The sequence below is a fragment of the Chitinivibrionales bacterium genome (assembly GCA_014728215.1).
GTDB lineage: Bacteria > Fibrobacterota > Chitinivibrionia > Chitinivibrionales > WJKA01 > WJKA01.
In genome coordinates this window covers 17,561-30,572 of the sequence record WJLZ01000019.1, presented here as the reverse complement: position 1 = coordinate 30,572, position 13,012 = coordinate 17,561, and the positions used below count along the sequence as shown (strand labels likewise).

At 45.3% G+C, this 13,012-nt stretch carries 11 protein-coding genes; 5 read left to right on the top strand and 6 right to left on the bottom strand.

The genetic code is table 11. The features are described 5' to 3' along the window. Positions 1-21: 21 nt before the first annotated feature. From GF401_01455 to GF401_01445, 3 genes are all read left to right on the top strand, one after another. Positions 22-2,010 carry a DUF342 domain-containing protein gene (locus tag GF401_01455; protein MBD3343710.1) on the top strand — a complete coding sequence of 663 codons (1,989 nt, stop codon included), beginning with the start codon at positions 22-24 and terminating at the stop codon, positions 2,008-2,010. Positions 2,011-2,107: 97 nt separating this feature from the next. After that, positions 2,108-4,177: a transketolase gene (locus tag GF401_01450; protein ID MBD3343709.1), complete on the top strand. Its 2,070-nt coding sequence runs from the start codon at positions 2,108-2,110 to the stop codon at positions 4,175-4,177. 186 nt (positions 4,178-4,363) lie between these two features. After that, positions 4,364-4,891: a YfcE family phosphodiesterase gene (locus GF401_01445; protein ID MBD3343708.1), complete on the top strand. Its 528-nt coding sequence runs from the start codon at positions 4,364-4,366 to the stop codon at positions 4,889-4,891. A gap of 28 nt (positions 4,892-4,919) precedes the next feature. On the opposite strand, the gene GF401_01440 is transcribed toward GF401_01445, so the two are convergent. After that, positions 4,920-5,870 carry a tRNA-dihydrouridine synthase family protein gene (locus tag GF401_01440; GenBank protein ID MBD3343707.1) on the bottom strand — a complete coding sequence of 317 codons (951 nt, stop codon included), beginning with the start codon at positions 5,868-5,870 and terminating at the stop codon, positions 4,920-4,922. A gap of 23 nt (positions 5,871-5,893) precedes the next feature. Between GF401_01440 and GF401_01435 the strand changes: the two genes are divergently transcribed. Continuing rightward, the gene (locus tag GF401_01435; GenBank protein MBD3343706.1) at positions 5,894-6,130 is read left to right on the top strand and encodes a hypothetical protein; all 237 of its coding nucleotides are present in this window, start codon (positions 5,894-5,896) and stop codon (positions 6,128-6,130) included. Between the two features lie 190 nt (positions 6,131-6,320). Then, complete coding sequence (locus GF401_01430) at positions 6,321-9,527, top strand: PEGA domain-containing protein (GenBank protein ID MBD3343705.1); 3,207 nt, start codon at positions 6,321-6,323, stop codon at positions 9,525-9,527. 11 nt (positions 9,528-9,538) lie between these two features. Here the strand turns inward: GF401_01430 and GF401_01425 are convergent, their stop codons facing one another. From GF401_01425 to GF401_01405, 5 genes are read right to left on the bottom strand one after another with little or no spacing between them, the layout of a single operon-like run. Beyond that, on the bottom strand, positions 9,539-9,973 hold the full coding sequence (locus GF401_01425; protein MBD3343704.1) for a hypothetical protein: 435 nt from the start codon (positions 9,971-9,973) through the stop codon (positions 9,539-9,541). A gap of 40 nt (positions 9,974-10,013) precedes the next feature. After that, entirely contained in the window at positions 10,014-10,226 is a 213-nt protein-coding gene (locus tag GF401_01420) for a hypothetical protein (protein ID MBD3343703.1), read from the bottom strand. A 23-nt stretch (positions 10,227-10,249) separates the two neighbouring features. Continuing rightward, on the bottom strand, positions 10,250-10,783 hold the full coding sequence (locus GF401_01415; GenBank protein ID MBD3343702.1) for a hypothetical protein: 534 nt from the start codon (positions 10,781-10,783) through the stop codon (positions 10,250-10,252). A 41-nt stretch (positions 10,784-10,824) separates the two neighbouring features. Beyond that, complete coding sequence (locus GF401_01410) at positions 10,825-11,640, bottom strand: hypothetical protein (GenBank protein MBD3343701.1); 816 nt, start codon at positions 11,638-11,640, stop codon at positions 10,825-10,827. Beyond that, positions 11,633-12,889, bottom strand: a complete 1,257-nt coding sequence (locus tag GF401_01405; GenBank protein MBD3343700.1) for a hypothetical protein — start codon at positions 12,887-12,889, stop codon at positions 11,633-11,635. Before GF401_01405 ends, GF401_01410 begins: the two co-directional genes overlap by 8 nt. Positions 12,890-13,012: the final 123 nt, after the last annotated feature.

Below are 13,012 nucleotides of genomic sequence, written 5' to 3'. Positions count from 1 at the left end.
CTCTCCGGCAATGTTAACGCTATGGCTCCACGCAGACAGGAAATAGAGGTTTCAATCACTCCTGATTCCATGTCGGCCTTTATTTCCGGCAGTGTCAATTCACCGCCGAAACATGAGGCTGCAGTACAAAGGATCAACAAGGCGTTGAGTGATGAAGGCGTTGTGTATGGGGTAATAGACGACCTGGTGTTTTCGGCTGCAAAGGAGATCTGCGAAAACGGGCATATTGATGCTGCACTGGTCGCCGCTGGTGATTCGCCTGCTCCGGCCACCACTCCCGGAGCATCGTTTATTGTAAAGACGTATGATAGTTCCCGGTTCCCGCAAACACTCATATCCGCTTCCAAAGCGGTCTATTCACATATCAGAAAGTATATAGAAGAACCCTATATTGTTAAAAAAGGGACTGTTGTCGGCAGATATGAAGACAGCCATCCGGAAAAACCGGGAATAAACGTTCGGGGTGAAACTGTTCCGCTGACATTCTGCTCCGGAACTCTGCAGTCGGTGAATTGCATTGAAGGAGGTCTTTCCTATAATGATTCGACCCGTGAAATTACCGCCCTCAAAAGGGGCATAGTTTTAACATCAGGTAATCGATGCCGGTTGCTTCCGGTAACAATGCACGGCGCCTTTTCTCTTGATATTTCTTCTGATAAGTGTAGTGCTTTTGTGGAAATATATCCTGCCGGTCCCAAGGGCAAAAATCCTTCACAACAAGACATACTCGATGCATGCAGAAAATCGGGAATTGTGGGGCGTCTTGATAAAAAGATCCTCGAAAAAACCTTGGCCGGTCTGGATCCGGAATCTGCAGTTCAAAGGATTAAAGTTGCCGAGGGAAAATATCCTGTGGATGGTGAGGACGGCAGGATAGAGTACAAGGTTAATCTGAATTTTTCCCAAAAGCCAAAAATTCTTCCCGATGGACGGGCAGATTACTACAGTATTCATGTTTTTGAAAATGTTGTCAAAGGCCAGGACCTTGCCCGCATAATTGCACCTAAACCGGGAATTGTGGGTGCCGATGTCTACGGGAATCCTGTTCCTGCTATGAGTGGCTCTCCGGTTTCGATCAGGCCCGGGAAAAATATAGTACAAAACAGTAATGATCATTCTCAATGGATTGCTGCACAAAATGGCCATGTGTATTTCAGAGACGGACGTCTTGTGGTTGAGGAAGTACTTCGCATTGAGGGTGATGTTGATTTCCATACGGGAAATATCACCTTTGTTGGAGATGTCGAAATTTATGGAGACGTGCATGCAGGATTTTCGGTTGCCGCTGACGGTAATATTCATATCTCCGGCGTCGTTGAAGATGCTGTTGTTGAATCGCAACAGAATGTTATTCTCAAATCCGGATTCATCGGCATAGGTAAAGGATATATTACTGCAGGTAAAGACGTTGTTGTTTCCTATGTTCGTAATCAACGGATCCTTGCTCACAATACAATCATGGTGGCGGGTGAAGTTATAGATTCTCATTTGTCGGCGGGCAAGAGCATCCTGGTCGAATCACCAAAATCTTGGATTATTGGAGGACGTTCAATCGCAAAAGAGCTCATACGGACCCATCGTATCGGCAATACCTCGGGGGTCTTTACAAAAATTGATGTGGGTGTCGATTATTTTATTGAGGAAGAAATCCAGGAGATTGCCGGAAAGATTAAAAGTCTGAAAGAGGAGCGACGGGGTGCCGAACGAGGGTTGAAACAGCTTGCCGGTGAAGAAACATTACATGGGGGGCTTCCCAGGCAGAAGGGCGTTGTCCGGGCCCGGCTTGTGGCCCTTTGTTCTGATATCGATGAACAAATCGAATCATTACGTAACCGACGTATCTATTTACGTGATTCCCTCTACACTACAAAGGCAAGGATTGAAGTTGCCGGTACCGTATTTCGCAATGTTGCACTTTCTGTTGCCGGTTCCACATCGGTTATTCATGATGATATGCGGAGATGTCTCTTCTATTTTTCCCGCTCTCAGGTGAAAAAACGCTCTTTGTAATGAGAATATCCGATAATATTTTTATATTCCATCATACTCAGATATATATTTAAAACCTTTATTTTATCTGAAAACGATTCATTTAAAGGAGTTTGTCATGAGTAATGACCATTTAAAACGTACGGCAGATAATATTCGAATCCTTTCCGCAGCTATGGTAGAGAAGGCCAAATCCGGTCATCCCGGTGGTGCAATGGGTGGAGCCGATTTTATTGCAGTACTCTACAGTGAATTTCTACAGTTCGATCCGTCGAATTTCGCCTGGCAGGAACGTGATCGTTTCTTTCTGGATCCCGGACATATGTCGCCCATGCTTTATTCGGTTCTGAATCTTTATGGAGCTTTTTCAAAAGATGATATCCAGCAGTTCCGTCAGTGGGAAAGCCCGACACCCGGTCATCCTGAACTCGAACGCGAGCGGGGAATTGAGAATACATCGGGACCACTCGGCCAGGGACATGCAATGGCACTCGGGAATGCTCTCGCAGAGCGTTTTTTTGCCGCCCGTTTCGGTGAATGGATAGCCCATAAAACGTATGCCTATATTTCGGATGGTGGTGTCCAGGAAGAGATTTCGCAAGGGGTAGGAAGACTGGCCGGACACCTCGGGATCGGCAATCTGATCATGTATTACGATTCCAATGATATCCAGCTGTCATCCGAAACATCGATTGTTACCAGTGAAGATACTGCTAAAAAATATGAGGCATGGGGATGGGCTGTTGAGACTATCGACGGCCACGACATAGATCAGATCCGGGCTGCGCTGAAACGGGCCAACGAAGAAACCGATCGTCCGAGCCTGATTATCGGAAAAACTGTTATGGGAAAGGGTGCAGTCACCGAAAACGGCGAATCCTATGAGCGTGAGGTGTCAACGCATGGAATGCCGCTTTCCAAAGCCGGAGCCTCCTTTGAAAAAACCATCGGAAACCTCGGCGGTGATCCAAAGGATCCTTTTGCGATTTTTTCTGATGTTACCGAATTTGTCGAATCGGTGAAAAAAGAGAAAATTTCTGCTGCCAAAAAGAAACAGAATGCAAAGGCAAAATGGGTCAAGGAAAATTCGGAGCTTGCAACAAAGCTTGAGAAATTCATGGCTATGGAATTTCCCGAAATCGATTATAAAGCAATAGAGCAAAAAGCCGGCTGCGCAACACGAAAAGCATCCGGAGCAGTCCTTGCGGTATATGCCAAAGAAATCGAAAACATCATCGTTTCATCGGCCGATTTAAGCAACAGCGATAATACCGATTCTTTTCTCAAGAATTCCAAAGTACTGACTAAAGGCGATTTTTCCGGCAATTTCCTTCAATCAGGTGTTTCCGAGCTGACTATGTCGGCGGTAATGAATGGAATCGCTCTGCACGGCGGTATCGTGCCGGTATGTGGAACCTTTTTTGTTTTTTCCGATTATATGAAGCCGGCGGTACGCCTTGCGGCCCTTATGGCGCTTCGGGTTAAATATGTATGGACTCACGATGCTTTCCGGGTTGGTGAAGACGGTCCTACTCATCAGCCGATCGAGCATGAAGCTCAGATTCGTTTATTGGAGCAGTTCAACAACCTCAACGGCAACCGCGCCATGCTTGTCTTGCGGCCTGCCGACGGCATAGAAACTACCGTCGCATGGAAAGTTGCGCTCGAATACTCAACCGGTCCGGTGGCATTGATTCTCTCCCGTCAGAATATCAGCGATATCCCCGTATGCTGTGTATCGAGGTATGAAGATGCACTTGCGGCAGAAAAGGGCGCCTATACAGTGAAAAAAGTTGATGGAAAACCCGATCTCGTTTTGATTGCCAATGGATCCGAAGTCTCCACCCTGATCGAAGCATCATCACTGCTCGAATCGAAAAAATCGTTAAAAGTGCAGGTGGTGTCGGCAATCGCCGAGGCTTTCTTTCATGAGCAGTCCGAAGAGTATCAGGAAAGTGTCGTGCCCTTCGGTGTTCCCGTGTTTGGGTTAACCGCCGGATTGCCAGCTGCTTTAAGGGGACTTGTCGGACCTTTTGGTAAGGTCGTGGGCATGAAACGATTCGGAGCATCGGCTCCCTATAAGGTCCTGGATGATAAATTCGGCTATACTGCCGAAAATGTCGTAAAACAGGTCGAAATTTATCTTGAAGAATTTAAAACGACCATTACAAAGGTCAAGCAGCTTTAGGCCGTCGTACATAATACATGGTTTTTCAGGGAATTCTCAGTATTCCCGACGAAAAGAGCAGAAATAGCGACGTGGCGGTTCCGAAGGAAGGAGCCGCTACTTATAACTTACACGTTATACTTTCGTTTCTAAATCTGAAACTCAAACCACTATATTCACGTGCCGGATTTAAACCAGGAGGGCGGTATGAAAATCGGTGTGGTAAGCGACACCCATCGCAACAAAGAGTATCTTCGCAAAGTAGCAGACTGGCTCCAGCAAAAACAGCACATTTCAACACTGTACCACCTTGGTGATGATTATGAAGATGTTATTGAACTGGGCGATGAATATTTTGACGTAGTTCAGGTGCCGGGGATCTATAATCCGAAATATCGTGACGGCACCCTGGAGCCGAAAAAAATCGAGACGGTACAGGGATTGAGCATTATGCTGGTCCACAGCTTTGAAAAGGATGTTACTGAAAACGATAAAATACGGTGTGATATTATTCTCCATGGCCATACCCACCGGGCGGAGATAACTGTTAACGACGGTCTTCTCACCATGAATCCGGGGCATTTAAAAGGTCCCCTGGACAAAAAAACGCCCCCTTCTTTCGGGTTACTCGAAATAGCCGACAAAAATGTAAATGTTTCGATTTACAATCTCGATTTCGATTGTATCGATTCAATGGAACTGATACGATCGGAAAACAGACTTTATAAAGCTTAAGTTACTTTTTGAGGGGATCCGGCAACCATTACGTATCGCAGGATGCAAAAAAATCGTCCATATATTCGGTATATTTATCGCAGGTTTTGATGCGCCGGATATTTTTTAGGAGATTTGGCGTATCTGGAAATGAGTAAGCAAGAAGTGACCAGAGTTCCTTCATAATACCAAGAACATGCCTCCGGTTGTCTACAGCTTCGGAGTAATGATCGAAAAGATCATCATGAAAGCGCCCGAGTCGCCGCGTTTTATCAGGCACATTGATATCCCTGTTTTTAATTCGATAGGGGAGGAAAGGATCGGCGATTACCCCCCGGCCGATCATCCATGATTGTACCGAAGGAAATCTGCGGCTGTACTTGAGAAAATCATCATCCCTTCGTATATCCCCGTTATAGACAACTGAATGCTTGCATAAGCAAAGGCATTCCGAAAAAGCTTCGAGATCTACGCACCCCCTGTAAAGTTGTGCTCCTGTTCGAGGGTGGATAATGAGTTCGGAAAGAGGGTAGGCGTTAAAAAGAGGGATGAGCGTATGCAGCTCGGTCGGTGAATCGAGGCCGAGTCGAACTTTTATCGAAAGTTTAATCTCAAGGGACGGCATAACTCTGTCCAGAAACGATTCGATTATATCAGGAAAAGGGAGCAAGCCCGAACCACGCTTTTTTTTAGTAACCTGAGGAAAAGGACACCCGAGATTCCAGTTGATTTCGGTATATCCGAGTTCGGCGAGACATTTAGCCAGTATAATAAATGTATCGGGATCATTACCGATTACCTGCGGTATTAACGGCATGACGGTATTATTTTCAGGGAGTAAATCGCGGATATGCGTTCGGCGAACAACTCGTCCCTTTACCGTTGGAACAAAGGGCGAAACCGCCAGATCGATACCATCAAAATGAGTGGCATAGACTGTACGAAAAATATGACTGGTAATGCCGCGCAAGGGGGCAAGGTAGAGACTGTGTCGCTTCATTTCATTCTCATTGATGATTTTAAATGTCGATATCCCAGAAGAGTAAAAATACTGTTGTGAAGGGTGAATGGAGTAATAAAGGACGGCTGTGTTTACCTGCAAATCATTTTTGTGCCGGTCGGGCCACTGTCGTCGTTCTTTTCGGCTGTGAAGAATCAGGACTTCTCACCAAAGAAATCGAGCTGTGCGATTGCATTTCACCGGTGTCGGTTTTCATCTGCCCACTCGCTATGCTACAGGATTTAAAAAAGATCAAATAAATGTGGTATGAAATACTGCCCAATTCTTAATTTATTATAATAATCTGCTAACATGAGGATACCCAGCCTCAGGGCAACATCTATTGTGGCTTAGACTTACACATCTATCGTGACAAAGAGTGTCGGGTCGGTGCCGAAAAGATATGCAGTTGTCTATGATGCAGAATCTTAAAGCGCGTCAGGAGATTCAATGAACAGAAAGCAGGTTTCATTTCTTGTATCTGCAATTTTTAATAGTGCTTGCTTATGCACTATCATCTTAAATGTACCTCTTTTTGCACAGAGCAGACTCGATGATCTGAATGCAACAGAGCAGAACTTACAACAAGACATAACAGAGAATGAGATGGCGAGAGACTCTCTGCTGGCCCTGCAGGAAGAGGCGGTTGATGACAGCATTGCCGGGCAAGGCCGTGCATCAGAAAAAATCGCTGTTTTAAAAAAAGAAAAAGAGCATATAGACAGTACTGCACAAGCACAGGCCGCAGAGCTGAAATCATTACTTTCCAACAAAAAAGAGGCGAGAAAAAACCTTGAACAGGCCGAAGCAAAGAAGAATGATAAGCTTGCGGACCTGGCCCAAAAAATCGATGCCGCCCGGAAATCCCGTCATTCGTTGCAGCAAAACCTCGAAATTTATATTCACCGTCTTGATACTCTTCAAAAAGACAGCATCGCTCTGCAGGAAAAAATGACGGTGATTCTGGAATCGGGGGAAAAGAGCCGCAAAGAACTGGACTCACTGATACACGCTGAAGAAAAAAAACAATCCGAAGCGGATTCAGGAGTGGAGCAATTACGTGCCGACAGCCTGACACTTGTTGGAGGCATGAAACGCCGGATCGACAGCCTCGTGACCAAAAGAGAAAAAATCGACAGCGTATATGCGAGGAAAGACCTGGAGGTCCGGGGGCTTGAGCGACGGAAAAAAGAGGTTGAAGAAAAGAGTGTTACTGCCGGCAGTTCTCTTCAAGAGAGGTTAAAAGGATACAAAACCGAAGCGAAGAGCATTGACATAAAAATAGCGGAAAAGAAAAAGGAGCTTGCTTCACAGAAGGAGAAAGGCGCGGCAATTAGTTCGGACAGTGCCGCGGTTGTCAAAAAGCAGGAGCAGGAGTCGGGGGAGATGAAGGCGCAAATCAGGCGTGCCGATTCGCTTCTTGTCGCTGCCGAATCCGAATACGAACAATTGAAACTGCATCAGGATAAGATACGCAAAGATATGGAAGTCGACTGGACCAAACGGCAATTGGCCGAGTTGATGAACCTCAGTGATGAGGAGAAGGCGGCGCGGTCGGATGAATTCACTAACAGACAACGGGAACTCGGATTACTGCTCGGCGAAAAAGAAAACCTTGCAAAAAATCCGGATATTGCAGCACGGGAGAAGACGTGGGAGGGATGGACACTGGAACAAAAGCGAATCGCTCTGGACAGTCTTGTTGAATCCACCGGTTTGAAAAGAGAATTGATGGAAGAAAAATCCGGCAGAATCCGTCGGGACAGCACGAATCTTGTCTCGAATCACAAAGAGGAAAGAGATAGTGTTGTCATGCTGGTGAGTGCGCAGGATAATGTTGTTACTTCGCTGGAAAAGGAGATCGTCGAACTGGAACTTAAAAGGGAAAAGATTCATGTCGACAGTGTGGCTCTACAGAAAAAAGGGGCTGCCGAAAATGATGTTTCTCAAAAGACAAGTGAGCGGATCGAAAAGATGATCGGTGATGCCCAAAAAGCGATGGCCGGGATTGAGAACAAAAGGAATGCCATAAAGCAGGACAGTATCGCGATAGAAACAGAGAAGAAATCTAAACTGAAAAAACTCTCTGACAGGATAAACGAAAAACTAGCCGCCAGCGATGCTCATGAAGAAAAAATCCGGAAGCTGACCCGGAAAAAGGAAAACAGCATAAATGAAAACGAACTCGAACATAAGGAACTGGAAAAATCGCTTGCTTCGGCACACAAGAAAATTGTGAAGCAGACCGCTGGTGTTGATACTCATTCTGTTGAACTCGAAGCTGTTGAGCAGACAATTCGGATGCTCGGGAATGACAGCGCCGAGGTGGAACGGAAAATCGGAGAACTGGCTCTTCGTGCCCGCAGCAAAGTTGATGAGCTGGACAGCCTTGTTGTGCTGAAAGAAAAAGAGATAAGCGAAACAGAGACCCGTCGTACCAAAGCTGCGGATAAAGTATCCGAAGAGGAAGAAGCAGCACAGGAAATGGCAAAGAAATCCCATGAGAAGATCATGGCTATCACTCGTGCGGTTAAAGGTAACAAAAAGGATCTCGACGCACTGGAGAAGAAACTGGCTTCAAACCGGACACTGATCGAACAGGAAATTAAAAAGCTTTCTGCGCAACTTGAGAAAAAGGAAAAGGAGCTTGATAAACTCGTTGCTGACCGGGACAATGCCGTAAGCGACAGTGTTGAGCAGCAAAAAGAAGAGAAAGCCAAAATCGAAAAAATGGTGTATACGTACCGTACTAAGCGGCAAACGATAGATTCGGTGGAAAAAGAAATAACCGCTTATGACGATTTGCTCGAAAACAACAAAGAAAAGATGAGTGAAGCACAGGCTGCGACCCTGCAATCCGCGGAGGAATCGCATCTGAAAATTTCCCGCCAGGACTCACTGATTGCCCAAAAGGAAAAAGAACTTGCCGCCCTTCTGGGAAAAAGAGAAAAGCTTATTGCCGACAGTATTGCACTGTATGAAGAAAAACAGACGATGGAGCTGTCATTGAGCAGCGCAACAGCCCGTATCGACAGCACAATTGCAGCACAAAAAAAGAAGGCTGAAACCCTGACGGCAGAAATGGAAAAGATAGCTCAGGACAGTATCGAGGCGGCCAAACAGGCGTTTATGGCAGCCAAAACTTCTCATACGATAATTACATCGAAAGAAGATCTTATCGAAAAGAAAAGGGAGGAAGTGGCGAAACTTGCGGCTGTTCTGGATAAAAAGCCGCCTGCTGTCTCCCAGAAGCCTTCAGTGAAAACCGCGGCCAAATCAACGCCTGTGGCTAAAAAGAACACCCCTTTAGCTCCAGCTCCTCTCACAACCAGCGCAAAAATGGAGCAGAAAGCTATTGCTGCACCTTCAAAAAAGGAAAAACAGAAAAAAAGTATCTCGGTTTCCCCGAAAAAACAGTATACCCAGGTACCGCAGGGAGATGGCGAGGATGGGACGATATTTATTTCATCCATACCTCCCGGAGCAACGGTCTACATGGACGGCAAGCTGATCGGCCGAACTAATTCGGGTGATTTGATGGTGTTTTCAGGCACTCATCAGATGAATTTTGTGAGAGGAAATCAGAGCTGTGTAAAAACCATGATCTTTGTGCCAGGAAAAAATCCATCGAAAGTAATAAAAGTTCCCTGTGATTGATGAGGGGACACTTACTTATTTTGCTGCTCTAATCGATTTTTGCCGTATTTCAGTTTCAGATCGTGGAGCAGATACTCATCGCCTTCGGGGCGCATTCCCGCCTGAAAGAGAGCATCCATGACCTCAAGCTGCTCGACCGATTTTTTCAGTTTTTTAGGATCATCGGTAAATACCTCGGCAAGGCTCTTTCTGATGCGGCTGTTTTTTTCGGCTTTGTTTGCAAGGCGAATTCCGTAGGGACCGAACTGTTCTTTGAATTTTGGAATATGTTTTTGAAATGAAGCGTTTATCCGGGCAGACTCAATTGCCCGTTCAATCGCAAACCAGAGAACACGGACAATAATAGTACTGAGTATCCATATCCATATCGACCTTATGAAAAAAGCATATACCAGGCCACCGGCGAGAATCGCACAATAAAAACGGTAAAAGTTGAAAATCCACATACGACCTGTTTCCTGAATTTTGCTGAAGAGTGACTACCGGTTATTTGCTGTGCATCATGGTTTTGATCGCTTCGGCAATAAGTTTGGCGGTTTTTTCATCGATAGTTCGTTTCGGACGCCGATTCTGTACAGGGAGGTTTTTTGATGGGAGTGCCTTTTTATTCGCCTGAGAGTTCTGCTCGTCTTTTTTATAGGGGTTTTTTGACATGCGTTTATACCCCCCGGGGGTAAGATATTGTGGCTTTTCGTACATAACAATTATCCTCTCAGGCAATCTCAGGCGCGGAATTCTCTTTCGATTATCTCTGTAATGAAACGGTCTAGGGATATGGGATAATACTTGAATACCGGGCCGAATATCAATGCAGATTTGATGTTTTCCTGACTCATCAGGCGGTCCTGAACCTTATCGGCATATTTTTCAGGATGCTCATCGATATTTTTCATCTGAAAATATTCGCTCTGCACTTTAAGGTTTTTTTTGCGGACATTAGCAAAACTGAATAATCGTCCCTGGAGCTGATTATCAAATGTTTCTTCGTCAAACACTTCCCCGAACGTTTCTTCAAGCATGCCGGGCGATATAACAAACCGCGGTGAAACGCTTATTTTCCCGTTCACCTCAATGCTATGCGATGAATTATCTTCATCGGGCGCGATTAAAATGTACGGAAGTTCATGATACCCTGATACAATACCGGCAATCGGTTTCCGAAGTATGGTTGTTTTTAAGTATACTTCCCGCTGATCGGGATTCTGATAATTATCAGCCCATCGATGTACATTGTCGTCAAAATTGTCATTCCACATAAGTATTATAAAATAATATATTACATATTTTCATAAGTTTTTTAGAAAAATTCTTCATCAACACCCCCATATACTGTCGAGAGGGGCATGGTAAAAAGCGTTCCTGTTCCCGGGGTTGCCAGATCGATACCTTCCTTTTTCAGGTGTGCATACATCCGGCCGGCGATCTCTTCATGTTCGATAATCCCTATCAGTACTTTCGAACTGAGCCGGTCGTTTCGTGCAGAGAAAAGTGATGCAAAGGGGAAGCTGAGGGCAATTTTGGCGGCCACATTGGTGCCGTCCATTACCGACGTGCCCTTAACACCAAGCGCAATAGCCAGTTCCATCGCGCTTTCCATGGATTCACCGTCGGAGAGTATCAGGAAAAGGCCCAGACGATTCCGATGGGCAACTTTTTCGCTCAGAGCGGCTTGAGTAAAGCCATCGATGATCGAAATGACTTCACTGCTGCTTTCGGAGGCTTTGAGCGCATTTTTCACTTCCTTACTATGCAGCATACGGGCGATTGCCGCCATTACATCGAGATAATGCTGAGAATCCATCGGCGTACCGACCAGGAAGATGATCTTGACTTTCGAACCCAGGCCTCCAAAGCGGATCCCCTTATGCGATATGACAACATACAGGAACATTTCTTTGACTGAGGGGTGCTTTGCATGGGGGAAGCTGATGCCCGGTTCGATTTCGGTACTCATTTGGTTTTCGCGTTCGATGAGCGCAAGATAAAACTCGTCGGCGGACTCAATTATACCTTTTTTCTCTGCGGTTTCTGCAATCCACTTGAACAACTCCTCTTTTTTCGAGAAGTCGGGATTATGCAGAATACCTCCTTTTTCGATGAGTTCCTTAAGCATGTTTTGCCTCCTTTCCAACAAACCCCCGTTCGAGAAGGATGGGAGTCAGGAAAGATGAAGTGATGATTAACAGCACGGTGGCTGCGATTATGCCGGGATCAAAAATGTTGGAGTACCGAAGGCCCAGCGACGCTATTACCAGGGCAACTTCACCCCGGGGCATCATACCCGCGCCAATAATAAAAGAGCTTTTCATCGAGAATCCGCTCAAACGGGCGAGTAATCCCGAACCAACAAATTTACCCACAAGAGCAACAAGTACAAAAAGAATTATGAATCCCCAGTTGTAGTTTCCCTGTTTTAAATCGATTTGAAGACCGATAAATATGAAAAAGAGGGGGACAAAAAGGGAATGTCCGATAATTTCGATATTCTCCTTGACCGCCTTTTTCAAATGAGTTCTTCCAATAAACAATCCTGCAAGATATGCCCCCGTGATACCGGCAATATGAGATAATTCTGCAGCAGCGGCAAAAAGGAACATCAGGGCCAGCGCAACTGCTGTAACGCTTTTGGGTTCACTCATTTTTTTCGAAATATTCATAAAAAAAGGCACCAGGAACCACCCGAATGCTACGGAACCTACCAGATAAACAACCATGAGCAGAATATTGATTAAGACACCGTTTTTATCGCCACTTATGGCGGCAAGGACAATTGAGAGAATAATAATGCCGATAATATCATCGATAATCGCGGCGGTGATGATTGTCGTGCCTTCTTTGGACTGAATCTTTTTATGTGCCATCAGTGACATGACTGATACCGATACCGATGTTGCGGTAAGGAGTGTCCCGACAAGAAGAGCCCGGTTGATATTTGCGGGATCAAAAAGGAGTGATACTAAAAAACCAAGAATAAAAGGAAAAACAATGCCCCCGAACGCGACCATAGATGATGTTTTTCCCGCCCGTACAAAAGTACGGATGTCGGTTTCAAGACCTGCAATAAAGAGAAGGATAATAACCCCGATCAGAGAAAAGAAATGGATTATTTCCCAGGTGACCTGGCTGGGAAGCATTTCGGATAACTCGACGGTCTCTTTCTCATTGCCATAGTGGGAAACGACCCGCTCTTTAAATGACGAAGCGGTCAATTCGGGTGGTTCGATAACTCCTAAGAGGGTAGGACCAAGAATGATTCCTAAAAAAATCAAACCAACAAGTGGCGGGAGCTTAATTTTATTGAAAAGATAGGGGGTTGCTTTGCCGAGGAGAAGAAGAAGCGAAAGGATTAGAAGCGTATGCATTATGTATGTTATTTTTCTGTGGTGTGTGATACCTGAAAAAGATAATTAAGAATTCAAATTTGGTACACGTCGAAAATTAAAATTACTCCAAATACAACAAGAATGCAAATAATTCAACCTCCA

Coding starts and splice junctions, on each gene's coding strand:
- GF401_01455 (MBD3343710.1), top strand. CDS start 22: ATGGCTCCACGCAGACAGGAAATAGAGGTTTCAATCACTCCTGATTCC.
- GF401_01450 (MBD3343709.1), top strand. CDS start 2,108: ATGAGTAATGACCATTTAAAACGTACGGCAGATAATATTCGAATCCTT.
- GF401_01445 (MBD3343708.1), top strand. CDS start 4,364: ATGAAAATCGGTGTGGTAAGCGACACCCATCGCAACAAAGAGTATCTT.
- GF401_01440 (MBD3343707.1), bottom strand. CDS start 5,870: ATGAAGCGACACAGTCTCTACCTTGCCCCCTTGCGCGGCATTACCAGT.
- GF401_01435 (MBD3343706.1), top strand. CDS start 5,894: ATGTCGATATCCCAGAAGAGTAAAAATACTGTTGTGAAGGGTGAATGG.
- GF401_01430 (MBD3343705.1), top strand. CDS start 6,321: ATGAACAGAAAGCAGGTTTCATTTCTTGTATCTGCAATTTTTAATAGT.
- GF401_01425 (MBD3343704.1), bottom strand. CDS start 9,973: ATGTGGATTTTCAACTTTTACCGTTTTTATTGTGCGATTCTCGCCGGT.
- GF401_01420 (MBD3343703.1), bottom strand. CDS start 10,226: ATGTACGAAAAGCCACAATATCTTACCCCCGGGGGGTATAAACGCATG.
- GF401_01415 (MBD3343702.1), bottom strand. CDS start 10,783: ATGTGGAATGACAATTTTGACGACAATGTACATCGATGGGCTGATAAT.
- GF401_01410 (MBD3343701.1), bottom strand. CDS start 11,640: ATGCTTAAGGAACTCATCGAAAAAGGAGGTATTCTGCATAATCCCGAC.
- GF401_01405 (MBD3343700.1), bottom strand. CDS start 12,889: ATGCATACGCTTCTAATCCTTTCGCTTCTTCTTCTCCTCGGCAAAGCA.